Genomic DNA, 22,828 nt, shown 5'->3' with positions numbered 1-22,828 from the left:
GCGGGGCAACGGCGGCGGGGCTGCGCGCGGCGGAGGACCCTGCGAGGGCCAGACCGGCGGAGGCCGCGCCGCGCGGGGTCAGCGGCCGAGGGCCAGCAGCAGCCCGGTGGCGACCACCCCCGCACCGAGGACCACTGTGATCGGCCGGGGGCCGAGCACCGCGTGCCGGCGGTCGGCCAGCACCCGCGCCGGCACCAGACCGACCAGCGGCCCGAGCAGGGTCACCACCAGCGCCAGCACCGGCAACCCGACCGCCAGGTCTCCGCCGTACCCGATGCCGAGCGCGCGGGCGCCGGCCCCCAGCGCGTACGCCAGCACGGCACCGGCCACCCCGCAGAGCGCCAGCAGCGGGTTGACCGAGCCCGGCAGCTCGCCCGGCTGACCGGCCCGGTCGAGCAGGTCACGGGCCTTGGCGAGCAGCACCACCGGGTCGGTGGCCCCGACGCCGTTCGCCGGGGCGGGCGGGCCACCGAGACGGCGGGCACCGAGGCGCGAACGGACCTGCTGCCACAGGTGGGCCACCTCGGCGTCGACCCGTTCCTGCTGCTCACGGGCAGCGACCAGCTCCTCCTCGGCGCTCTGGAGCTGGTCGGCAGCCTCGGCGACGGCCCGCTCGGCGGCAACGCACTGCCGCTCGTGCCAGGTGTGCGCCTCGGCGCGCTGCTCGCGTACCCGCGCGCTGAGCTCGGCCAGCCGCCGTAGCTGCGCCGCGTACGTCTCGCTGGCCACCGGTTCGTTCATCGTATCGGTCCATACGGGATGATCACCTGTCCGGTGCGGTGCACCGCCCGGTCGAAGAAGAGCCCCCGCCAGGGGCGGGGATACCAGTCCGGGCCGCCGGTGCCCGGATAGAGCGACGAGCCCAGCTCGCCGCCGTGCGCGTCCAGCGCCACCCAGGCGCCGATCTGGTCGGTACGGGCGGCCGGCCCACCGAGATCGGCGCGCATCCGGGCCACACCCCGCCACCAGGCCAGCACGTGCGTGCGTCGTTCCGGCCCGTCGTGCAAGATCCGGCGCAGCTGCTCCAGGCCGGTCCGCCGACCCGCGCGGGCGGCCAACGCGCCCGCTGCCGCGTCGACGGCGAACAGCAGCAGGTAGTGCGGACTTCCCGGGCCGCTGAGCCCGTCGGCCGTCTCGGCCATCAGCTCCCCGACGGTCTCCTCGTCGTACCAGGCGGCGTCGTCGGCCAGGTCGTCGTAGAGGGCGCGGGCGATCGGGTCGGCGTCCGGGTCGAGGCAGGCGATGGAGAACCGGGCGGTGCCCGGCGGGTGCTGACGGGCCAGCGACCGGGCCGCCGCGTCGAGCACCGCGCACGCCTCGTCGACGCGGGTGCCGAGCACCGCGAGGTTGCGGCCCGGGGCGCGCGGCAGCCGCAGCGACGCCGAGCGGGACTGCACGTCGATGATCTCGCCGAGCAGGGCCACCGGGTTGCGCGGCGCGGTTCCGTCCGGCGGTACGTCGAGCGCCCGGAAGTCCGGGGCGTCCGCCAGCCGGGGGATCGCGTCGCCGTCGAAGAGCCGGGCCGGCGCCGCGTCGGGGGCGCGCATCCGCCACAGCCGGTGCTGCAACCCGCTCCAGGTCTCCCAGTCGCTGGCCGCCGGGATGCGGGCCACCTCGTTGCCCTCCACCATGCCCGACTCGGCGTTGACCACCGCGTGCCAGCGCGGCAGCGACTGCGCCGCGTCGTTGCGCTCGGCGAGGATGCGCAGCGCCTTGGGCAACGCGATGCGCAGGGCGAACTGGGCGACCAGCGCGGGGCGGCCCCACAGCGCCTCGATGCCCCGCACGTCCTGCGAGGCCAGGACCAGGTGGATGCCCTGGGACCGGCCGCGGCGGGCCAGGTCTTCCAACAGGTCGGCCGCCTCCCGGGCGACCACGTCCCGGCCGGCCAGCAACATCTGGAACTCGTCCACCACGGCGACGATGCGTGGCCAGTGACCGGTCGGGTCGACCGCCCGCAGCTCGGCCAGCTTGGTCACCTCGTGTTTCTTGGCCGCGTCGGCGCGTCGGCGCAACTCCTCGGCGAGGAAGCGCAACAGCGCCAGCCCGAACTCCCGGTCGGTGTTGACGTTGATGCCGACCAGCCGCATGTGCGGCAGCCAGCTCGGGTCGCGCCGGCCCTGCGCGAACCGCGCGAAGGAGACCCCCTCCTTGAAGTCCAGCAGGTAGAACTCCAGCTCGGCGGGGGAGTAGCGGGCCGCCAACGCGCCGATCCACGCGAAGATCAGGTTGGTCTTGCCGGTGCCGGACGGCCCGCCGATCAGCGCGTGCGGAGGGTAGTCGCCGAGCGTCAACCGCACCGGCCGGCCCTGTGGGCCCTCACCGATCGGCGCGGTCAGCCCGTCGGCGGAGTCCTCCCGCCACATCAGCTCGGGCGGGGGCAGCAGGTCGGTGAAGGGAGTCGGTGGCGGGCCCGCGTTCACCCGGGCGGCGACGTCCCGGCAGGTCTCGGTGACCAGCGCCGCCGGTGGCGGTGGGTCCAGCCGGACCGGCAGCCCGGCCGAGCCGCCGATCCGCGCGCCGGACACGCCGGCTACCACCCGCGTCACCGTCGGATCCTCCGGCAACGGCACACCGTGCACCACCAGGTGTACGCCGCAGGCGGCGCCCGCCCGCACCACCCGGTCCAGTTGCCCGCGCTCGTGCCGGTTCAGTTCCTCCCCGCCGAGCAGCACCGCCACCCGCCACGGTTCGGGCCGTCGGCCGGTCGCCGCAGCGAGTTCGCGCAGCGACGCGTACTCGCCGGCGAGGACCGTCTCGTTGATTCGGCGGATCTGCTCCACCAGGTCGTCGAGCAGCGGGCCCAGCCCGCCCGGGCCGACGAAGGTGAGCAGCCCCGCCGTGCCCAACGGGGCGAACCCGGCCAGGCCGCCGCCGAGCTGGTCCGGGTCGTACCCGACCAGTCGTACCACCCCGGGGTCGGCACGGCCGACGGCCCGCAGCAGCAACGCGGACACCACCGCGTCGCAGCCGGCGCGGTCGTCCCCGGAGAGGTGCACGTGCCCGGCGTCGAGCAACGGCACCAGCGCGGGCACCGGGTCGACGCCGTCGATCCGGACCGTGCCGACCCGAAGCGCGCCGGGCGGCTCGGCCCGGCGGGCGGGCGTCGGCGTCCACCCGGCCCAGTCGGCCCCCGCGCAGCCGGGCGCCTCCTGCCGGGCCGCGTCGGCGGCCCGCCGGGCCAGCTCCGCGATCCGGGTGGAGTAGCGGGCGTCGATCTCGGCGATGCGGCGGTCCCGTTGGGCGCCCACCCGCTCCGGTACGGCAGCCGCGGCCCGCTGGACCCGGGCCAGTCGTTCCCGTCCGGCGGTCAGGTCGGCCTGGGCGGCGGACAGTCGGGTGCGGCTGGCGCCCAACGCCTCGGCGAGGGTGTCCCGGACCCGGCTGGCCAGCTGACCGCGCCGGTCAGCCATCGGAGTCCCGACGCGTCGGCGCGTGCCGCCAGGGGCTGCCCGAGCGTGGGGGCGGCCCAGCGGGGCGGGGCGGCGGCGCATCCGAGCGCTGCGGCAGAGCACCGGAGCGCTGCACCGCACCGCCGACGCGGGGAACTCCGCCCGTCGACCGCCCGGTCCCGCCCGGCTGCTGCGTGCCCGCCGGTTGCCCGGCCCGCGCCGGCTGCCCGACGTCGCCTCGCTGCCCCGCACCCGCCGGTTCTTTCGCGCCGCCGGCTGGCAGGTCCCGGCCGAGGCGGGCGAGCAGCAGCCCGGTCGCCACCCCGGCGGTCACCGCGGAGTCGGCGGCGTGCGGTGGTTCCCCCGAGGCGCGCGGCGGCGGCATCCGGCACACCCGGGTCAGCAACGTCTCCAGTACCGGCGGCGGCAACCCGGGCAGCAGGTCGCGCACGCGTCCGTCCAACTCGCCGCGCAGCCGCCCGAGATCGGTGGCGCGAGGTGGGTGCCCGAGCAACTCGCCGGCCAGCTCACGCAGCAGCGGCGGCGCCAGCGCCGCCATGCCCAGCCCCACGTCGGCCGGGGCTCGGCGCAGCTCCTTGCGGAGCCGGTCCCGGTCGCCGGAGCGGACACCACCCACCACTCGGCGCAGCAACTCCTGGGAGTCGGCGACCCGCTCGTCGGGTTCGTCGTCGGTGCCCTCGCGCCCGCCGGTCAGCTCGGCCACCCGCACCGACCACCAGCGGCGCATTCGCACCTGCTCGGCCGGCTCCGGCGCGACCGCGGCGGGCCCGGAAACCGGTGGCGTGTCGTGTCGGGGAGCGCGTTGCTGCTCAGGGCGGGGCGCCGGGGCGCCGTCCGCGCCGAGCCCGATCGCGGTCAGGTACGCCGACAGCTGTTCCTGGGCCACCCGCAGCGCGTAGCCGGCGCTCTCGGCGTGCTCGGTGGCGGCGGAGAGCTCGGGCACCCCCATCGGGTTGGCCGACTCCTGTCGTACCCAGCGCAGCCGCTCCGCGGCCAGGCCGAACTTCTCCAGCGCCTGCCCGAGCAGCGCCACCGGGAACTCCTCGGTGGCGGCACGGACCTGCCCGCCGACATCCTCGATGATGGACATGACGGCCTACAGAGTGGAGACGTAGAGCTGCGCCTGCTCCACCGCGACAAGTGTCGCGGCGAGACACTCCTCCAGCTCCTGGCTGGCCTGGGTCAGCGACGCCTGGGCCGCCTCCACCGTCTCGTGCCCGCTGCCCTCCAGCGCCCCGGCCAGGGTCTGCTGTGCCTCGGAGAGTTTTTCGCCGGCCGCGTGCACGGCTGTCTGCCCGTCTCCGATCTGTTGGAGGGCGACATCGATGGCAGCCTTCAGCTCGGCGACGCTCGCCACGGCGGAACCTCCTGGGGGCGGGGAGATCTCCATTAGAGCCTATCGCCGGTTCCGAAAGAACATCCGCCCTGTCGGTGTTCCTGCCCGCCTGTCCGGAAGGCCCTCGGAAGTGCCGGGAGTCCGATCTGTGGGAGTCCCAGTGCGAGAATTTCTCAGTTGCTGGTCGGGTTCTCGCGGAGCCAGCGCGGGCCGTACACCTCGGCGCCCAGCGCCGTCACCCGGCCGCGCAACTCCCGGTCGGCAGTGACCACCAGCCGCCGACGCCGCGGCGCGCCCTCCACCAGCTCGACCACCGTGTCGTCGCCGGAGCCGGCGGCGGAGACCACCCGCACGCCCTCGGTGCCCGGCACGCCCCGCGCGGCCCCCTCGACCACGAGGACCACCTCCACCGGGGCGGTCAGCCGGGCCGGCAACCCGATGGTCGCCACCGGGGCGAGCGAGTCGCGCAACCGGGCAGCAGCCCCGGCACGGTCACGCCACCACCCGTTCGGGCGCGAGCCCACCACGTTGGCGCCATCCACGATCAGCAGCGGGGTCTCATCCATCCGGTCAGCCTGCCACCACCGCCCGGCCCTGGCCCGACGCCACTCCCGGAATGCCGGTCCTCCGCCACCTGCGGCGTTTGTCGGGGCGCGCGCCGGGTAGCCCCTGCCGACCGTGCCGAGCCCTACTGCGGAGGACAGACATGATGGGACCCGGTGACATCGGCTCCGACCCGTGGGACGAATTCCTGGCCAGGTACTTCGGCCGGGGCGAGGGAGGGCGCCGACCGCCGCACCGGGTCGACATCACCCGACTGATGACGGCCGACGCCCGGGAGATGCTGGCCGACGCGGCCCGACGGGCCGCGCAACGGCAGAGCAGCGACCTGGACACCGACCACCTGCTCTGGGCGGCGCTGCAACGCGAACCGCTGCGTGACCTGGTACGCCGGGCCGGGGCCGACCCGGACACCCTGCTCAACGCCCTCGGCGGAAAGGGCGACGGCGCGCCACGCGGGGAGGTGCCGCCCAACCTCTCGTTGACCCCCGCCGCCAAGCGGGCGCTGCTCGACGCCCATCAGCTGTCCCGCGCGATGGGCGCCAACTACATCGGCCCCGAGCACATCCTGATGGCGCTGCCGCTCAACCCGGAGTCGCCGGCCGGGCGGATGCTGGCCGCCGGCCGGATCCAACCCGAGTCGTTGCAGGCCGCCAACGCCGAGCGAGGGCCGATGACCGGGCCGAAGCCGGACCGCGGCACCCCCACCCTGGACCAGTACGGGCAGGACCTCACCGACCTGGCCCGCAACGACCAGATCGACCCGGTGATCGGGCGGGCCGACGAGATCGAGCAGGCCGTGGAGATCCTGTCCCGGCGGACCAAGAACAACCCGGTGCTGATCGGCGAGGCGGGCGTCGGCAAGACCGCCATCGTCGAAGGGCTGGCCGAACGGATCTGCGACGGCGACGTACCGCAGACCCTGCTCGGCAAGCGGGTCGTCCAGCTCGACCTGGCCGGTCTGGTCGCCGGCACCCGTTACCGGGGTGACTTCGAGGAACGGCTGAAGAAGGTGATCGACGAGATCCGGGCGCACCGGGACGAGCTGATCATCTTCATGGACGAGATCCACACCCTGGTCGGGGCCGGTGGCGCCGGCAGCGAGGGCGGAATGGACGCGTCGAACATGCTCAAACCCGCCCTCGCCCGCGGCGAGCTGCGGGTGATCGGCGCGACGACGCTGGACGAGTACCGCAAGAGCATCGAGAAGGACGCCGCCCTGGCCCGGCGGTTCCAGCCGGTGCTGGTGCCCGAGCCCAGCGTCGACGACACCATCGCCATCCTGCGCGGGCTACGCGACCGGTACGAGGCCCACCACCAGGTGCGCTTCACCGACGAGGCGTTGGTCTCGGCCGCCGAGCTGTCCGACCGGTACGTCACCGACCGGTTCCTGCCGGACAAGGCGATCGACCTCATCGACCAGGCCGGCGCCCGGGTGCGGCTGCGGACCCGCACCCCCGCGTCCGACGTGCGCGAGCTGGAGCAGGAACTCGACGAGGTACGCCGGGACAAGGAACAGGCCGTCACCGACGAGCAGTACGAGCGGGCCTCCGCGCTGCGTGACCGGATCTCCGAGCTGGAGGAGGACATCCGACGCGCCAACGGCGAGGACGGCTCGTCCGGATCCCAGGTGCCCGAGGTGGGCCCCAAGGAGATCGCCGAGGTGGTCTCCCGGGCCACCGGCATTCCGGTCAGCCAGCTCACCGAGGAGGAACGCGACCGGCTGCTGCGCCTGGAGGGTCACCTGCACCAGAAGGTGGTCGGTCAGGACGACGCGGTCACCGCGGTCGCCGAGGCGGTGCGCCGCTCCCGGGCCGGGCTGGCCGACCCGGAGCGACCGATGGGCAGCTTCCTGTTCCTCGGCCCGACCGGTGTCGGCAAGACCGAGTTGGCGCGGGCCCTGGCCGAGGCGTTGTTCGGCGAGGCGGACCGGATGGTCCGGGTGGACATGAGCGAGTTCCAGGAGCGGCACACGGTCAGTCGGCTGGTCGGCGCGCCGCCCGGATACGTCGGCTACGAGGAGGCCGGTCAGCTCACCGAGGCGGTGCGTCGCCGCCCGTACGCGGTGGTGCTGCTCGACGAGATCGAGAAGGCCCACCCGGACGTCTTCAACATCCTGCTCCAGGTGCTCGACGACGGGCGGCTCACCGACAGTCAGGGTCGCACTGTGAACTTCAAGAACACCGTCCTGATCATGACGAGCAACCTCGGCTCCGAACTGATCACCGGCGCCCAGCGCTCGGTCGGCTTCGGCACCGGGGACGTGGGCAGCGAGCAGGAGAGCAACGAGCTGCGCGAGCGCCTCATGCGCCGCCTGCAGGAGAACTTCCGCCCGGAGTTCCTCAACCGCATCGACGAGGTCATCATCTTCCGCCGGCTCGAGGCCGAGCAGCTGCGCGACATCACCGCGCTGCTGCTGGAGGAGACCCGCCGCCGGATGCACGCCCAGGACCTCCAGGTGGAGTTCACCACCGCCGGCATCGACTGGCTCGCCGAGCACGGCTACCAGCCGGAGTTCGGCGCCCGCCCGCTGCGCCGGGTGATCCAGCGGGAGGTGGACAACCACCTGTCCCGGATGCTGCTGGAGTCGGCGATCTCGCCGGGGCAGAAGGTCACTGTGGACGTCCGCGACGGGGCGCTCACCTTCGACGTGACAGCGGGCGAGCGGGGGTACACCGCCGCCACGACCACACACCCGCGATGAGCGGGCCGGCGCGAAGGGACGAACACGAGGACCCGCACCAGCCCGCGGAGTCCGCGAAACCCCGGGACGAGGACGACCATCCCGACCCGATCCTGGCGTCGCCCACCGCGAACCCCCGCCGGACGCGGGTGCCCGCGGAGGGCCTGCATCCGAAGACCGACCAGGACGACCCGGAGACGTCCGGGCCGCCGCCCGGAGAGGAGACCTGATGGTACGCGAAGCGCGGCTCGACCCCGAGGTGGAAGTGCTCTGGGAGGACTTCCACGCCGAGGTCAACGTCCCGTCGGAGCAGCTGCGGACCTGGCTGCTGACCCGGGGTTCGGGGGAGGAGTCGTTCAGCCCGAACCCGAACCTCGACCTGCCCCAGCCCGGCCGGGAGATCCTCAAGGTGCTCAACAAGCGCAAGGTGGACCTCACCCCGGAGGACATCGAGGTGATGCGGGAGGCAGTCGAGCGGATCCGCGAGCTGATGGACGCCAAACCGTCGCGCGGCAACGCCGACGACAACTGGCGGCACTCCCTGCTGGACCTGGGTCACGACCCGCTCATTGAACGCTGAGAGAGGTTCACCCGCGACGGTGCCGTCCCGAACCCGGGACGGCACCGTCGCGGCGCGCTACTGGCCCTGGTCGGGCTCCAGGCTGGCGATGGTCAGACCCGCCGCGTCGGCTGCGGCGTCCCGGTCGCCCCGGGTCTGGTCCTCCCGGGTGAGCAGATTCGCGTACTCGGTCACGTCGGCCGGGTCGGGCACCGTCGGCAGGCGGCGCAGGAACGCCTCCACCGCACGGGTGGCGGCGGTGTGCGCGGCAGCCGCCTGGCGCAGCAGTTCGCGGTCGTCGGCGGGCGGGTAGAGGTCGGTCATGTCCGCCAGATACCCGGCCCACGGCGGTTCGCACCGCCAGCGGCCCGGAATACCGGCAGCTCAGCCCAGCCGTACCCCGGTGGGGTGCCGGACGCCGAACCCCGGGTTGCGGGGCAGCCAGGCCAGGTACGCCGGGTGCGGCGCCAACGAGTCGACGTACGCCGCCTTCGCCGTTTCCAGCACCAGCTCCGCGCCCTGGGCAGCGGGGGAGTCCGGATGCCAGCCGAGCAGCAGTCGCCAGCGCAGCGGCGTCCCGGCGAGTTGACGGGTGACCAGACCACTCACCGGACGGAACGTCGCCTGGCACAGGGCCACCGCCACGCCGGCCTCCACCAGGTCGACGCAGCCGCGGATGTCGGTCTCGTACACCTTGCGGGGGGTGAAGCCGGCGCGGGCGCAGGCGGCGGCGAAGCAGTCGGCGAAGCAGCCGTCACCCGGCGCGGCGACCCACTGCTCGTGGCGCAGGTCGGCCAGGCGGACCTCCTCCTGTTCCGCGAGGGGATGGGTCTCCGGCAGCAGCACCAGCACCGGGTCGACGGCCACCTCCTGCCAGCTCAACCCGAACCCGGCCGACGGACTTGCGTCGCCGCACACGCCGGCCAGCGCGAAGTCCAGCCGACCGCCGGCCACCAACTGCGCCAACTCGTCCACCGACCAGGACGCGTACGTGGTGATCTGGGCGGGCGGCTGCTCGGCCGCCAACCGGTGCACCAGCCGACCCAGGATCGGGCTGTTCACTCCGCCGAACCGGTAGCACGGCGGCGTGTCGCCCGCCCCGGCCAGCCGGGCGGCCTCGTCCTGCAACCCCTTCATCGCCGGCAGCAGCACCCGGGCGCGGGCCAGCACCAACTCACCGAGCGCTGTGGGTCGAGCCCCGCGCCGGTCCCGATCGAACAGCGGGCCGCCCAGCGTCCGTTCGATGCGTTGGAGCTGGGCGGTGAGCGCCGGCTGGGCCAGGCCGAGCGCCGAGGCCGCCTTCGTCACACTTCCCGTCTCCGCGATCGCGCAGACCACCCGCAGGTGACGCAGCTCCAGGTTCATAGGGTGACGGTAGGACTAGGCGTCTGCTGGCGGAATAGCCTGAGCGGATCGGTGATAATGAATGCACTGCCGGCGATTGCCGGTCACCGGTCGCGCGGCGGCTCCGGCAGGTCCGCCAGGTAGGTCGGCCGCCGGGTCACCGCGTCGAGGACCTTGTCCACGACCCCGACCGCCGGCTCCACGATCCGGTTCCACGGAGGGGTGGCCGGCGTGCCCGGGTGCGGTCGGGTCGGCGCGGCCTCCTCGGCGATCTCCAACCGGTTGCCCAGCCGGATCAGCTCCTCATCGGTAGCGACGGCGCGCAGCTCGGTGACCAGCGCGCCCACGCCCTCCACATGCCGGCGGACCCGCTCGGCGACCTCGGTCAGCGCCTCCTCCGTCAGCCCCTTCAGGGCGCTCAGCAGGGCCGCGTCGGCGCTGATCTCCGCATCGACCCGCTCGGTGGCCGCCGGCAGCGCCGCGCGGACCGCCGGCAGCAGGTACTGCTCCTCGGCGGACAGGTGCCGCGACAGCGCGGCGGTGAGCACCGCCAACCCCTCCTGCGGCGTGGTGTCCGGGCCGGAGAGCTGGTCCAGCAGCGCCAGCAGTTGCCGGTGCTCCCCGTCGACGATGTCGGCGATGCTACGACCGGCGGGTCGGTAGCCCTCCTCGGGTGCGGGCGCGGGCGGCAGCGGCGGCAGGGGAACAGCGGACATGGTGCCCTCCTCGACTGGCGGGCGGAAGCTCCGGCAGGGACGTTCGGTCGTGGGCGGCGGTACCCGAACACGGCCGACGCGAAACCGACCCGTCGATGCGTCCACCCGCGCCGGCCTGTCGAGCGGCCCGGGCTGGTATGAAGAGGCGATGACGAGCGACGCCGCCTCCGCCCTGCCCGACCCCACCGCAGAGGTCGTGGACCTCTGCCGCGACCTGCTGCGCATCGACACCACCAACACCGGTGACAACGACACCAGCGCCGGCGAGCGCCGCGCGGCCGAGTACGTGGCGGAGAAGCTCGCCGAGGTGGGCGTGGAGTCCGTCGTGCACGAGTCCGTGCCGGGCCGGGCGAACGTGGTGGCCCGCATCCCGGGCACCGACCCGAGCCGGGGCGCGCTGCTGGTGCACGGCCACCTGGACGTGGTGCCCGCCGACGCCGACGAGTGGTCGGTGGGCCCGTTCTCCGGCGAGCTTCGCGACGGCTACCTCTGGGGCCGGGGCGCCATCGACATGAAGGACTTCGACGCGATGGTGCTCGCCGTGGTGCGGCACTGGCAGCGCACCGGCGTACGCCCGCCGCGCGACATCGTGCTGGCCTACACCGCCGACGAGGAGGCCGGCGGCGAGTACGGCGCGCACTTCCTGGTGGACAACCACCGGGGCCTCTTCGACGGCTGCACCGAGGCGATCGGCGAGGTCGGCGGCTTCTCCTACTCGGTCAACGACAGTCAGCGGCTCTACCTCATCGAGACCGCCGAGAAGGGCATCGACTGGCTGCGGCTGCACGCCAAGGGCCGCCCCGGGCACGGCTCGATGATGCACGACGACAACGCGGTCACCGCGCTCGCCGAGGCGGTCGCCCGGATCGGCCGGCACCGCTTCCCGGTGGTCGTCACCGACACCGTGCGAGCCTTCCTCACCGAGGTCTCCGACCTGCTCGGCATCGAGCTGGACCCGGACGACCCGGAGACGGCCATCGCCAAGCTCGGCCCCATCGCCAACATCATCGGCGCGACCATCCGCAACACCGCCAACCCGACCCGGTTGAGCGCCGGATACAAGGACAACGTCATCCCCGGCCGGGCCACCGCCACCATCGACTGCCGCAGCCTCCCCGGCCAGTCCGAGCTGCTGGAGCGGCAACTGCGCGAGCTGGTCGGCCCGGACATCGCGATCGAGTACATCCAGCGGCAGCCGGCGCTGGAGACCACCTTCGACGGTGACCTGGTCGAGGCCATGTCGGCGGCCCTGCGCGCGGAGGACCCGGGGGCGCGGCCCGTCCCGTACATGCTCTCCGGGGGCACCGACGCCAAGGCGTTCTCGCAGCTCGGCATCCGCTGCTTCGGGTTCGCCCCGCTCCAACTGCCCGCCGACCTGAACTTCTCCGCGTTGTTCCACGGCATCGACGAGCGCGTTCCGGTCGACGGACTACAGTTCGGCGTGCGGGTTCTCGACCGGTTCCTCCGCACCTGCTAGTCGTGTCCGGCGGTGGCCGCCGGCGCGCAACCTCCCCATCGTGAAGGGACTGCCCCACATGACCGACCAGCATGGTGAGCTGGACGCCGCTCTCGAGCGGGTGATCGAAGCGGCCCGCCACCACCTGGCCGCCGTACGCGCCGCGCAGGGCCGCGTCGACGACGACGACGTCTGGCAGGCGTACGTGGCGTTGAACAACGCCTCCTTCGCGTACGACGAGCGACTGCTCGACGCCTTCGGCGAGGTGACGCCGTGGGATGTCGACTCGATCGACCCGGACGAGGCGGACGAGCGTTTCGGCGGCGGCGAGGGTGCCGAGGCCAGCGACCCGCACCCCCGGGTGATCTCGGTGCGTCAGCGTCGCGACTACCGGGTGCCGAGCGTCGCCGCGCTGCTGCGGGTGGCCGAGGCGGCCCGCCGCGAGGGCACCCCGGAGGACGACGAGCCGGCGCCGGTGGAGGGCGTCGGCGAGGCGGTGCTGGAGCTGCTGCAGAGTGGTGACGGCTCGCTCGGCGCGTTGGACGTCCCCGAGTTGGAGCCACTCGACGGGGTGGTCATGGTCAGCGAGGTGGGCACCCCGGTCGACCTGGAGTCGTTCGACGACGACGACGCGGTCGGCCCGTTCCAGCCGGCTGCCGACGACCGGCTGGTCGGTCGGCTCGACGAGCACCCGTTCCTGGAGCTCGACGACGACCACGACCACGCCGGGCACCAGCACTAGGCCGGGTGTCGCCCGGGGCCGACTCCGGCCTCGGGCGGCACCGCCCGGTCGTCAGTACGACAGACCCGGCTGCGGCTGGTTGACCCGCCGCCGACGTAGCACCACCTGCCGCGTGCCGTCCCGGTACAGCCGCACCCGGGCCAACTCCCATCCGGAGAACTCCGCCTGGATCGCCAACTGCGCCGCTGCGGTCAACCGGTCGACGTTCGGCGGCAGCCGCAGTGGCGCGTACTCGTAGTCCATGCCCTCCATGCTGCCCAGCCCAGCGACCGTTTGCCACCCCCTCCAGGGTGACCAACAACGCCGCCCCCACCGGTTCCCACCGCCCCGCGCCCGCCCAACCCCCTAGCCGCGTCGATCTTGCACTTCCTGTCCCGGCAAAACAGCCACATCGCACCATAACGGCAACAGAAACTGCAAGATCGAGCGCTGGACCCCCAAACCCCACCCCGCCGCGCGCGTCTTCCCGCAGACTCCCGTCGATCATGGAGTTGTGGTGGGTAACAAAAGGCTCGTTATTAAGCTCAATCGGGCACCACAACTCCATGATCGACGGGCTGGCCAGGCCCGTCCTGGGTCGCCCTGGGCAGCGCCCGGACGCTCACCCTGGCCGCGATCGCAATGTGCCGGACTCCAGATCGACCAGACGGGGCGGGGCGGGCTGGATCGACCAGAATGTCTTGGGGCAGCCGCCGGCGGGTCAGCCGGCGGGCCGCTAGGAGGAACGCGTGACGTCAGGGGAGCGTGGCCGGCTCGGTCGGTTCACCGATGCGGTGCTCGGCGGCGCGCGGGCCGCCCGGGACAAGACCCGTGTGCTGCGCGACGAGTTCCGCACCAGCGACGAACCCGAACGCGCTCTCGTCGCGCCACTGCTGCCCGGGCAGGAGCTGCGCTATGTGGGGCTCGGCCCGGTTCGCGCCCCGCAGACCCACAAGGCCGGTCGGCAGCTCGCCGATGTGATGGCCGATGAGTTCGTCGACTCGCTCGATCCGAAGGTGCTGTTCGGGCCACTCAACATCGTCAACCCGGTGGTCTGGGTGGACGCGGTGCTGACGCCGGTCCGGCTGGCCGCGGGCGTGCTGCTGCTGCCGGGCAAGGCCGGCGCCATCGCCGCCGGTGTGCCGGAGGCAGCCGAACCGGAGCCGGCCCCACCACAGCAGCGGGTGCAGCGGGATCCCATCCCGCTCACCGAGGAGCAGGAGGCGTTCCGGGCGTTGTTCCGACTGAGCCAGTACCGGCCGCTGGCCGAGCAGCTCGCCGAGATCGCCCATCGCCGCCGGTACGTCTTCAGCGGCGACCTCGCCACCCTCGCCGGCAGCCTGCTGCTCTTCCTGGAGCGCTACAGCGGCACCCCGCTGGCGGTGACCGACACCCACCTGCACCTGCTGCGGATGGGCCCCCGCCCGGACGCCGACCGGCCCGACCGACGGCAGCCGCGGGTGCTGTGGAGTATGCGACGCGACCGGGTGGCCCGGGTCGACTCGGAGCGCGGCGCGACCGGGCTCGTGCAGCTGACGTCCACGATCGTCTTCAACGACGGCTCCTGGATCCGGCTCACCCAGCCCGCGCTCCGCGACGACCAGTCGCGCTTCCTTACCGCGATCCACGACCTCCCCGGGCAGCGCCCTCAGCCGTGACCCGTCGGCGTGACCAGCAGTACGCTGGGTCGCAGGAATAGATCAAAGCGCAGCTTCGGCAGGCAAGGGGTAGGCGACGCCTGTCGCCACTTCGGACATCGCCCACAATCGGCGCCGTGCGGCCGGGTCGCAGGCACGGTCCGGGGCCCGGTGCGGTTTCGGGTTGCCCCTGAACTGCCCGGGACCGCCCGGTCCGTAGTACTCGCCGCCGACGGCTCGCGGATCGGTGGCCGCCCGGAGTACGGACAGTGCACCGGCCCGAGCAGGCTGGGTGAACAGCCACCCAAGCGTCGCGTTGGCCACGCGGAAGCCTGAGGATGCGTCACGAAAGAGGCTGGTGCGCGCTCCGCCCGGATGAGCCGCGAGGCTGATCGTCGATGAGTCGGCCGCGGCGAGTCGATGCTGCAGTTCGAACGCGAACAGTAGGTTCGCGAGTTTCGAGGCGTTGTAGGCCGTGGTTGGCCGGTACCCGTCGAGGCTCCTGGGGTCGAGGGCCGTGACGGAGCCTGCGGCGGCCGCCTTGCTGCTGACCGTGACGATCCGTCCGGCCGGTGATCGCTCAAGCATGTCGAGGAGCAGGCCGGTCAGCGCGAAGTGGCCGAGGTGGTTGACTCCCATCTGAGACTCGAAGCCGTCCTTCGTAAGCTGTGCCGGCTGCCACCACAGACCGGCGTTGTTGATCAGGATGTCGAGCCGCTCGAAGCGCTTGTGGAGGTCGCTTGCCGCTTGCCGCACGGCGCGGAGGCTGGCGAGTTCGAGTGCGAGGACGCTGCCTCTGCCGGGCAACGCACGCACGGCCTCCGCACCGCGTGCCGCGTCGCGAGCGCCGATCACCACGTGAGCTCCTTGTGCGCTCAGAGCTTTTGCCATTTCCAGGCCGATGCCGGCGGTGGCTCCGGTCACCAGCGCGGTGGTGCCGTCGAGCCGGGGTATGTCACGCGCACTCCACATGGCGTCTCCTATAATCGGAACGGTCGCCCCGTTTGACTATACGGAACGATCGCCCCGTTTGTCGACAGGCCGGAGAACCCCATGCGTGCCGATGCCCGCCGCAATCGCCAGAGCGTCTTGAATGCCGCCTACGAGATCCTGGCCACCGAGGGCCTGGGCGTGCCGATCGACGAGATCGCCCGCCGCGCAGGCGTCGGCGCCGGCACCGTGTATCGGCACTTCCCGACCAAGGAGTCGCTCATCCAGGCCGTGGTGCTCGACCGCCTCCACGCCCTGACCGAGAAGGCCCGTTCCGGCATCGACTTCGCCGAGTTCTTCACCGTCATGGTGGACGCCGGCCTCACCAATCGCGCCATCGCGGATGCTCTGGCCGGCGGCGGCTACCACATACCCGCCGACGCTGACGCCGCCCTCACCGCAGCCTTCGCCGAACTCCTGCACGAGGCGCAGCAACGCGGAACCATCCGTCCAGACGTCACGGCCGACGACATCAACGCTCTCGTGACCGGCTGCGTCGCGACCGCGCGTCACCGCGGCTCCACAATTCTCGTTCAGATCGTCATCGCCGGCCTAGGCGCCTGACGCACGAAGTCTCAGTCCTCAGAGCGCCAAGATCGAGAGCGGCACCTGATGATGTGGCCGGGGCAGGTGGCGCGACGACCGCTGAGACCTGACCCGGCGCGCGGAGCCAGCCCTGGCGCGGCAGCCCGCTCAGCCGTCGCGTTCGGGGTAGCCGACCGGCACCGCGGAGACGTCGTCCAGCGCGGTGGTGATCTCCTCGGGCAGGGTGATCCGTTCCACTGCGAGCGCGCCGAGGAGCTGCCCGACCGTGCGCGCGCCGAGGATCGGCGCGGTCACACCCGGCCGGTCCCGGATCCAGGCCAACGCCACCTCCAGCGGCGACACCCCCAGCCCACCGGCCGCGGTCGCCACCGCCTCCACGATGCTGGAGCAGCGCGGCTCCAGGTAGGTCGAGACGAACCGCTCGAAGTGCGGCGACGCGGCCCGGGAGTCGGCCGGACGGCCGTGCCGGTACTTGCCGGTGAGCACGCCCCGGCCCAGCGGCGACCAGGGCAGTACGCCGAGGCCGAGCGCGTCGCACGCGGGCAGCACCTCCCGCTCCACGCCCCGCTCCAGCAGCGAATACTCCACCTGGGACGCGACCACCGGCGCCCGCCCCGGCCAGGCGGTCTGCCAGGCGGCGGCCCGCGCGGTCTGCCAGCCGGAGAAGTTCGACACCCCGACGTAGCGCACCTTGCCGCTGGCCACCGCGTGGTCCAGGGCGGCCAGGGTCTCTTCGAGGGGGGTGTCCGGGTCGTACCCGTGGACCTGGAACAGGTCGACGTGGTCGGTGCCGAGCCGGCGCAGTGACGCGTCCAACGTCCGCAGCAGGTGCCCCCGGGAGCCGTCGCGGCGCCGGCCACTGCCCGGGCGCAACCCGGCCTTGGTGGCGATCAGCAGCTCCTCGCGGGGCACCAGGGAGCCCAGCAGTGAACCGATCACCGACTCGGCGTCGCCGTCGCCGTACACGTCGGCGGTGTCGATCAGGTTGCCGCCCGCGTCCAGGTAACTCTTCAGCTGGGCGGCCGCATCGTCGGCGTCGGTGTCCCGGCCCCAGGTCATGGTGCCGAGCGCGAGCCGGGAAACCGCCAGCCCGCTTCGGCCGAGCGGTCGCTGTTGCATGGGTGAACCTTATTTCGAACCTGCCGTCAGAGATATCCTCGCTCCCGTATCTCTGCCGGTTCTGCCGGTTCCGCCGTCCAGGGCTGCCGTGATGGAGGGGGGATCAAAGGTGTCGAGCCGGTGATCGAGTCAGTTATCGGCATTGCGTAACCTGGTGCGACCTGTGCCACGGATGGGGGAGGACCAGTGCGACTCGGGCTCAGTCTCGGATATCAGACGGCGTGGAGCACACCGGCCGACCACCTGGCGTTGGCCCAGGAGGCCGACCGGCTGGGTTACTCGGTGGTGTGGGCGGCGGAGGCCTACGGCTCCGACTCGCCCAGCATGCTCGCCTGGATGGCCGGCCAGACCGAACGGATCGACGTCGGCGCAGCGGTGATGCAGATCCCCGCCCGTACGCCGGCGGCCACCGCCATGACCGCCGCCACTATCGACGCGCTCTCCGGTGGTCGGTTCCGCCTCGGCCTGGGCGTCTCCGGTCCGCAGGTGTCCGAGGGCTGGCACGGTGTGCGGTTCGCCAAGCCACTCGCCCGGACCCGCGAGTTCGTCGACATCGTCAAGCTGGCCATCGCCCGTAAGGAGGTGGCGTACGACGGCGAGCACTACACGCTGCCGCTGCCGGACGGCCCGGGCAAGGCCCTGCGGCTGGGCTTCCACCCACCGCGCGAGCACATTCCGATCTACCTGGCGGCGGTCGGCCCGAAGAACCTGGAGCTGGCCGGCGAGATCGCCGACGGCTGGCTGGCCGTGTTCTACGCCCCGGAGTTCGCCGAGGAGCAGCTCGCCTCGGTGCGCGCCGGGCGGGCCAAGGTCGGCAAGGAGCTGGCCGGGTTCGACGTGGTGCCGTCGGTGCCCGTGGTGATCGGCGACGACGTGGCCTCCTGCGCCGAACTCGTCCGCTGGTACGCCGCGCTCTACGTGGGCGGTATGGGCAGCCGGCAGCAGAACTTCTACAACCAGCTCGCCACCCGGATGGGTTACGGCGACGCCGCCCGCGAGGTGCAGGACCTGTACCTGGCCAAGCGGCAGCGTGACGCTGCCGCCGCCGTGCCGATGGAGTTCATCGACCGCACCTCGCTGCTCGGCCCGAAGGAGCGCATCGCCGAACGGATGCGGGAGTACGCGGCAGCCGGGGTCACCACGCTGTCGGTGACCCTCTTCGTGGCCGACCGGGACAGCGGTGTGCAGACTCTGCGTACCGTCGCCGAGGCTCTCGACCTCTCGGGAGTCGGCGAGTGACCTGGGTCGAGGCCATCGTCCTGGGCATCGTCCAGGGACTGACCGAGTTCCTTCCGGTCAGCTCGTCGGGGCATCTGCGGATCACCTCGGCGATCTTCTTCGACCGTGACGCCGGCGCGTCGTTCACCGCGGTCACCCAGCTCGGCACCGAAGCGGCAGTGCTGATCTACTTCGCCAAGGACATTTGGCGGATCACCCGCACCTGGCTGGTGGGCATCAGGGACAAGTCGGTCCGCTCCAGCCTCGACTACCGGATGGGCTGGTACGTGATCGTCGGCTCGATCCCGATCGGGCTCTTCGGTTTCCTGTTCAAGGACCAGATCAAGACGGCCGGGCGCAACCTGTGGGTGGTGGCGACCACGCTGATCGTGTTCGCGTTCGTGTTGGCGTTCGCCGAGTACTGGGGGCGGCAGACCCGCACCCTGGAGAACTTCCGGATGAAGGACGGCATCGTGATGGGCTTCGCCCAGGCGATGGCGCTGGTCCCCGGTGTGTCCCGGTCCGGCGGCACGCTCACCGCCGGCCTGCTGCTCAACCTGACCCGGGAGGCGGCGGCACGGTACTCGTTCCTGCTGGCCATCCCGGCGGTGGTGATGTCCGGCGTGTTCAGCCTCGGGGACGTCTTCGAACCGTCCGCCCCGGGCACGTCCGTGCCCACCGTGGCCCAGACGATCGTGGCCACCCTGATCGCGTTCGGCATCGGCTACGCGGCCATCGCCTGGCTGCTGCGCTATGTCGCCCACCACACCCTGTACGTCTTCGTGCTGTACCGGGTCGCGCTGGGCACCCTGGTCCTGGCCCTGCTGCTGACCGGCACGATCGACGCCACCTGACCGGTCTGCCGACGGCCCTCGTCTGCGCCCGCGGGTGGGGACGAGGGCCGCAGTCGTCAGGTCGCCGCCCGCGACGGCCCGGCCCGGGGGCCAGGTCATAGGGTGGTCCCGTGGCGACCCTTCTGCTTCTGCGACACGGCCGTACCACGGCGAACGCCGATGGCGGCCTGGCCGGCCGCCAGCCGGTCGAGTTGGACGACACCGGGCGCGCCCAGGCCGCCGCGGTCGGCGAGCGGCTGCGGCCGGTGCCGCTGGCCGCCGTGGTGACCAGCCCGCTCATCCGCTGCCGGCAGACCCTGGAGTTGGCGCTTCCGCAGGCCACCCCGGTGGTCGAGGACGGGCTGATCGAGTGCGACTACGGCAGCTGGGAGGGGCAGCCGCTGAAGAAACTCGCCAAGGAGCCGCTCTGGCCGGTGGTCCAGCAGCACCCCAGCGCCGCGGTCTTCCCGGGTGGCGAGGCGATGGCGGCGATGGCGGCCCGTGCCGTCGCGGCGGTGCGTTCCTGGGACGCGCGGGTCACCGCCGAGCACGGGCCCGAGGCGGTCTGGTTGGCGTGCAGCCACGGCGATGTGATCAAGGCCATCGTGGCGGACGCGCTCGGCGTACACCTGGATGCCTTTCAGCGGATCGTGGCCGACCCGGCGTCGGTGACGGCGATCCGGTTCACGCCGCTGCGTCCGTTTCTGGTGCGACTCAACGACACCGGCGGCGACCTGGCGGCGCTGGTGCCGCCGCCAGCCAAGCGGCGTCGGCGCGCGAACCGCGTCGCCGACTCGGACGCGGCCGTCGGCGGTGGGGCGGGCGGGTCGCGGTGAGTCACGTCACGACACCGCCCCCGACCGGAGCGGCGCACGTCAGAAAGGCCGCCACGCCCGGGTTTAGCCCCTCGTACGCCGGGCGCGCCGCCGCTGCGGCGATTCACGTCGGTGGGGTGCGCGATGCCAAGGCGGGCCGGATAGGGTCGTGGGTATGACCCACCAGGTGCACGCCTTCGAACCGCCGGAGCGGTTCGTCGCCGGGACTGTCGGGCCGCCGGGGGAGCGCACGTTCTTCCTGCAGGCCCGCGGCGGCGGCAGGCTGGTCAGCGTCGCGCTGGAGAAGGTCCAGGTGTCCCTGCTCGCCGAGAAGCTTGAGGAGCTGCTCACCGAGGCGCAGCGTCGCTTCGGGGTGGACCTGCCCGAGCTGGCACCAGTGATCGGCGACAACGAGCCGCTGGACACCCCGGTCGACGAGGAGTTCCGGGTCGGGACGCTCGGGCTGGCCTTCGACGTGGACACCGCGACCGTGGTGATCGAGGCGATCGCCGCGGGTGAGGTGGAGCCCGAGGTCGAGCTGGGCGACGAGGACGACGAGGACGAAGACGACGACGAGGACGAAGAGCCGGACGAGGACCTGGACCGGCTCCGGGTCCGGCTCACCCCGCAGGCGACCCGCCAGTTCATCGAGCGGGCCCGGCGAGTGGTCAACGCGGGCCGGCCACCGTGCCCGCTCTGCGGCCAACCGTTGGACCCCGCCGGGCACCTCTGCCCGCGGCACAACGGTTATCACCGGTGACCTCGTCCGGCCTCCAGCCTCGCCAGGACGGCGACGCCGCGCTGCGGCTGCTGCGTGACGGCGTGCTCGACCTGGAAGGTCGGCTGGTCGACGCGTCCAACACGACGCTGCGCGGCATCCTGACCCTGGAGGGGGCCACCGCCCGGTGCGTCTACAAGCCGGTCCGGGGCGAGCGCCCACTCTGGGACTTCCCCGACGGCACCCTGGCCGGTCGGGAGGTCTCGGCGTACCTGGTCTCCCGAGCCACCGGATGGGACCTGGTGCCGCCCACCGTCCTGCGCGACGGCCCGTTCGGCCCCGGCTCCTGCCAGCTGTGGATCGACGAGCCGGAGGACGCGGAACCGCTCGTCGGTTTCCTGCCCGCCGGGGAGTTGCCGCCACGCTGGATCCCGATCGCCGCGGCCCGGGACGACGACGGCGCCGCGTACGCCCTCGCCCACGCCGACGACCCACGGCTGGCCCGGCTCGCGGTGCTCGACGCGGTGCTCAACAACGCCGACCGTAAGGGCGGTCACGTGCTCGTCGGTGCCGACGACCGGATCTACGGCGTGGACCACGGGGTGAGCTTCCACGTGGAGGACAAGCTGCGCACGGTGCTCTGGGGTTGGGCCGGTAAGCGCCTGCCCGCGGACGCCGTGGAGATGCTCGACGCGCTGGCCGGTCAGGTCGCCGGTGCGCTCGGCGCGGAGTTGGCCGACCATCTGACCATCAGCGAGGTGGCCGAGGTGGCCGCCCGGGTCGACCGGCTGCGCCAGACCGGCTGCTTCCCGCAGCCTCCGGAGGACTGGCCGGCGATGCCCTGGCCGCCCATGTGACCCGCTGTCATCTTGATCACCCGTGGGGCGCTCCGGCGTTGCCGGCGGGCTGGCTAGGCTGATCCCATGGAGTCTTGGGCGGGACACGAGGTGCCACGGCTGCCGGGCAGGGGCGAGCCACTGGCGTTGTACGACTCGGCGCGGCAGGGTGTCCACCCGAGTGAGCCGGCCGACGCGGGCAGCATGTACGTCTGCGGCATCACCCCGTACGACGCCACCCACCTCGGCCACGCCGCCACCATGATCACGTTCGACCTGGTGCAGCGGATGTGGCGTGACGCCGGCCGCCCGGTGCGCTACGTGCAGAACGTCACCGACATCGACGACCCGCTGCTGGAGCGGGCCGCCCGCGACGGCGAGGACTGGGTGGTCCTGGCGATGCGCGAGACGGCGCTGTTCCGGGAGGACATGGAGGCGCTGCGGATCATCCCGCCGGCGCACTACGTGGGTGCCGTCGAGTCGATCCCGGACATCGCCGACAAGGTCGAGGTGCTGCTCAAGGACGGTGCCGCGTACCGGCTCGACGACGGCACGGGCGACGTCTACTTCGACATCTCCGCCACGCCCCGCTTCGGCTACGAGTCGAACCTGACCCGCGAGCAGATGCTGGAGATCTTCCCCGAGCGCGGCGGCGACCCCGACCGGGCCGGCAAGCGGGACCCACTGGACCCGCTGCTGTGGCGCGGCGCCCGCGAGGGCGAGCCGTCCTGGCCGGGCGGCGAGCTGGGCCCGGGCCGCCCCGGCTGGCACATCGAGTGCGCGGTGATCGCGCTCAACCTGCTCGGCGACCGGATCGACGTGCAGGGCGGCGGCAACGACCTGCTGTTCCCGCACCACGAGGCGTCCGCCGCGCACGCCGAGCGGCTCACCGGCCAGGCGCCGTTCGCCGAGCACTACGTCCACGCCGGCATGATCGGTCTGAACGGCGAGAAGATGTCCAAGTCCCGCGGCAACCTGGTCTTCGTGTCCCGGCTGCGTGCCGACAAGGTCGACCCGATGGCGATCCGGCTGGCGTTGATCTCCGGGCACTACCGCAGCGACCGCACCTGGACCGACGACCTGCTCACCGCCGCGCACGAGCGCCTGGACCGTTGGCGGCGGGCCGCCGCCGCGCCCGCCGGGCCGTCCGGGGCCGAGCTGCTGGCCGAGGTACGCGCACGCCTGGCCGACGACCTGGACACCCCCGGAGCCCTGGCCGCAGCCGACCGCTGGGCCGAGGCGACCCTCGCCGGCGCCACCGACGACCCGGAGGCCCCCGCTCTCTTCGCGACCACTGTCGACGCCCTCCTGGGCATCCGCCTCTAGT

The 22,828-nt window shown here is 72.8% G+C and carries 24 protein-coding genes; 13 read left to right on the top strand and 11 right to left on the bottom strand.

Going from position 1 to position 22,828, the window contains the following annotated elements; translation table 11 throughout:
• Positions 1-78: 78 nt before the first annotated feature.
• The 5 genes from ACFYPG_RS21245 to ACFYPG_RS21225 all read right to left on the bottom strand — a co-directional run bounded on the left by ACFYPG_RS21245 (position 79) and on the right by ACFYPG_RS21225 (position 5,315).
• On the bottom strand, positions 79-741 hold the full coding sequence (locus ACFYPG_RS21245) for a hypothetical protein (protein ID WP_355007892.1): 663 nt from the start codon (positions 739-741) through the stop codon (positions 79-81).
• Entirely contained in the window at positions 738-3,413 is a 2,676-nt protein-coding gene (locus ACFYPG_RS21240; RefSeq protein WP_387353553.1) for an FtsK/SpoIIIE domain-containing protein, read from the bottom strand. The genes ACFYPG_RS21245 and ACFYPG_RS21240 overlap by 4 nt, the downstream gene beginning before the upstream one ends.
• Positions 3,406-4,503 (bottom strand): hypothetical protein, encoded by a 1,098-nt coding sequence (locus ACFYPG_RS21235; protein ID WP_387353551.1) that lies wholly within the window; start codon positions 4,501-4,503, stop codon positions 3,406-3,408. Before ACFYPG_RS21235 ends, ACFYPG_RS21240 begins: the two co-directional genes overlap by 8 nt.
• A gap of 6 nt (positions 4,504-4,509) precedes the next feature.
• On the bottom strand, positions 4,510-4,770 hold the full coding sequence (locus ACFYPG_RS21230; RefSeq protein ID WP_355007895.1) for a hypothetical protein: 261 nt from the start codon (positions 4,768-4,770) through the stop codon (positions 4,510-4,512).
• A 152-nt stretch (positions 4,771-4,922) separates the two neighbouring features.
• Positions 4,923-5,315, bottom strand: a complete 393-nt coding sequence (locus ACFYPG_RS21225) for a hypothetical protein (RefSeq protein ID WP_355007896.1) — start codon at positions 5,313-5,315, stop codon at positions 4,923-4,925.
• 140 nt (positions 5,316-5,455) lie between these two features.
• On the opposite strand from ACFYPG_RS21225, the gene ACFYPG_RS21220 reads away from it, so the two are divergent.
• Genes ACFYPG_RS21220 through ACFYPG_RS21210 form a run of 3 tightly spaced genes read left to right on the top strand, consistent with a single transcriptional unit; the run spans position 5,456 to position 8,573 of the window.
• On the top strand, positions 5,456-8,014 hold the full coding sequence (locus ACFYPG_RS21220) for an ATP-dependent Clp protease ATP-binding subunit (protein WP_355007897.1): 2,559 nt from the start codon (positions 5,456-5,458) through the stop codon (positions 8,012-8,014).
• Entirely contained in the window at positions 8,011-8,223 is a 213-nt protein-coding gene (locus tag ACFYPG_RS21215) for a hypothetical protein (RefSeq protein WP_355007898.1), read from the top strand. The genes ACFYPG_RS21220 and ACFYPG_RS21215 overlap by 4 nt, the downstream gene beginning before the upstream one ends.
• The gene (locus ACFYPG_RS21210) at positions 8,223-8,573 is read left to right on the top strand and encodes a DUF3140 domain-containing protein (protein WP_210794129.1); all 351 of its coding nucleotides are present in this window, start codon (positions 8,223-8,225) and stop codon (positions 8,571-8,573) included. Before ACFYPG_RS21215 ends, ACFYPG_RS21210 begins: the two co-directional genes overlap by 1 nt.
• Positions 8,574-8,630: 57 nt before the next feature.
• On the opposite strand, the gene ACFYPG_RS21205 is transcribed toward ACFYPG_RS21210, so the two are convergent.
• From ACFYPG_RS21205 to ACFYPG_RS21195, 3 genes are all read right to left on the bottom strand, one after another.
• Positions 8,631-8,876, bottom strand: a complete 246-nt coding sequence (locus ACFYPG_RS21205; protein WP_210818733.1) for a hypothetical protein — start codon at positions 8,874-8,876, stop codon at positions 8,631-8,633.
• Between the two features lie 60 nt (positions 8,877-8,936).
• Positions 8,937-9,917: a LysR family transcriptional regulator gene (locus ACFYPG_RS21200; RefSeq protein WP_387353547.1), complete on the bottom strand. Its 981-nt coding sequence runs from the start codon at positions 9,915-9,917 to the stop codon at positions 8,937-8,939.
• An 83-nt stretch (positions 9,918-10,000) separates the two neighbouring features.
• The gene (locus tag ACFYPG_RS21195; protein ID WP_387353545.1) at positions 10,001-10,612 is read right to left on the bottom strand and encodes a hemerythrin domain-containing protein; all 612 of its coding nucleotides are present in this window, start codon (positions 10,610-10,612) and stop codon (positions 10,001-10,003) included.
• A 148-nt stretch (positions 10,613-10,760) separates the two neighbouring features.
• On the opposite strand from ACFYPG_RS21195, the gene ACFYPG_RS21190 reads away from it, so the two are divergent.
• Together ACFYPG_RS21190 and ACFYPG_RS21185 are read left to right on the top strand one after the other, a co-directional pair.
• Positions 10,761-12,089 (top strand): M20/M25/M40 family metallo-hydrolase, encoded by a 1,329-nt coding sequence (locus tag ACFYPG_RS21190; RefSeq protein WP_355007901.1) that lies wholly within the window; start codon positions 10,761-10,763, stop codon positions 12,087-12,089.
• A 58-nt stretch (positions 12,090-12,147) separates the two neighbouring features.
• Positions 12,148-12,810, top strand: a complete 663-nt coding sequence (locus ACFYPG_RS21185; RefSeq protein WP_091408864.1) for a hypothetical protein — start codon at positions 12,148-12,150, stop codon at positions 12,808-12,810.
• Positions 12,811-12,861: 51 nt separating this feature from the next.
• On the opposite strand, the gene ACFYPG_RS21180 is transcribed toward ACFYPG_RS21185, so the two are convergent.
• The gene (locus tag ACFYPG_RS21180; RefSeq protein WP_013734349.1) at positions 12,862-13,053 is read right to left on the bottom strand and encodes a DUF5703 family protein; all 192 of its coding nucleotides are present in this window, start codon (positions 13,051-13,053) and stop codon (positions 12,862-12,864) included.
• Between the two features lie 485 nt (positions 13,054-13,538).
• On the opposite strand from ACFYPG_RS21180, the gene ACFYPG_RS21175 reads away from it, so the two are divergent.
• Positions 13,539-14,447: a hypothetical protein gene (locus ACFYPG_RS21175; protein ID WP_387353544.1), complete on the top strand. Its 909-nt coding sequence runs from the start codon at positions 13,539-13,541 to the stop codon at positions 14,445-14,447.
• 42 nt (positions 14,448-14,489) lie between these two features.
• Here ACFYPG_RS21175 and ACFYPG_RS21170 read toward each other — a convergent pair whose 3' ends face one another.
• On the bottom strand, positions 14,490-15,398 hold the full coding sequence (locus ACFYPG_RS21170; RefSeq protein WP_387353542.1) for an oxidoreductase: 909 nt from the start codon (positions 15,396-15,398) through the stop codon (positions 14,490-14,492).
• Between the two features lie 81 nt (positions 15,399-15,479).
• Between ACFYPG_RS21170 and ACFYPG_RS21165 the strand changes: the two genes are divergently transcribed.
• The gene (locus ACFYPG_RS21165) at positions 15,480-15,980 is read left to right on the top strand and encodes a TetR/AcrR family transcriptional regulator (RefSeq protein ID WP_387353540.1); all 501 of its coding nucleotides are present in this window, start codon (positions 15,480-15,482) and stop codon (positions 15,978-15,980) included.
• Positions 15,981-16,109: 129 nt separating this feature from the next.
• Here the strand turns inward: ACFYPG_RS21165 and ACFYPG_RS21160 are convergent, their stop codons facing one another.
• Positions 16,110-17,081, bottom strand: coding sequence for an aldo/keto reductase (locus ACFYPG_RS21160; protein WP_112587412.1), 972 nt, complete (start codon positions 17,079-17,081; stop codon positions 16,110-16,112).
• A gap of 186 nt (positions 17,082-17,267) precedes the next feature.
• Here ACFYPG_RS21160 and ACFYPG_RS21155 point away from each other — a divergent pair, with 186 nt between their 5' ends.
• From ACFYPG_RS21155 to mshC, 6 genes are all read left to right on the top strand, one after another.
• A complete protein-coding gene (locus ACFYPG_RS21155) occupies positions 17,268-18,320 on the top strand; it encodes an LLM class F420-dependent oxidoreductase (RefSeq protein WP_030332780.1) in 1,053 nt (350 codons plus the stop codon).
• Complete coding sequence (locus ACFYPG_RS21150; protein WP_387353539.1) at positions 18,317-19,153, top strand: undecaprenyl-diphosphate phosphatase; 837 nt, start codon at positions 18,317-18,319, stop codon at positions 19,151-19,153. Before ACFYPG_RS21155 ends, ACFYPG_RS21150 begins: the two co-directional genes overlap by 4 nt.
• Positions 19,154-19,263: 110 nt before the next feature.
• On the top strand, positions 19,264-19,968 hold the full coding sequence (locus ACFYPG_RS21145) for an MSMEG_4193 family putative phosphomutase (RefSeq protein ID WP_355007904.1): 705 nt from the start codon (positions 19,264-19,266) through the stop codon (positions 19,966-19,968).
• Between the two features lie 154 nt (positions 19,969-20,122).
• Positions 20,123-20,707: a DUF3090 domain-containing protein gene (locus ACFYPG_RS21140; protein WP_088948067.1), complete on the top strand. Its 585-nt coding sequence runs from the start codon at positions 20,123-20,125 to the stop codon at positions 20,705-20,707.
• Positions 20,704-21,522, top strand: a complete 819-nt coding sequence (locus ACFYPG_RS21135; protein ID WP_387353536.1) for an SCO1664 family protein — start codon at positions 20,704-20,706, stop codon at positions 21,520-21,522. Before ACFYPG_RS21140 ends, ACFYPG_RS21135 begins: the two co-directional genes overlap by 4 nt.
• Positions 21,523-21,588: 66 nt before the next feature.
• Entirely contained in the window at positions 21,589-22,827 is a 1,239-nt protein-coding gene (mshC, locus tag ACFYPG_RS21130; RefSeq protein WP_355007907.1) for a cysteine--1-D-myo-inosityl 2-amino-2-deoxy-alpha-D-glucopyranoside ligase, read from the top strand.
• Position 22,828 lies beyond the last annotated feature (1 nt).

Origin of the sequence: Micromonospora sp. NPDC005553, from assembly GCF_042871765.1 — a bacterium.
GTDB lineage: Bacteria > Actinomycetota > Actinomycetes > Mycobacteriales > Micromonosporaceae > Micromonospora.
Note: the sequence above shows the minus strand (reverse complement) of the source record. Positions and strands in the feature narration are given on the sequence as shown.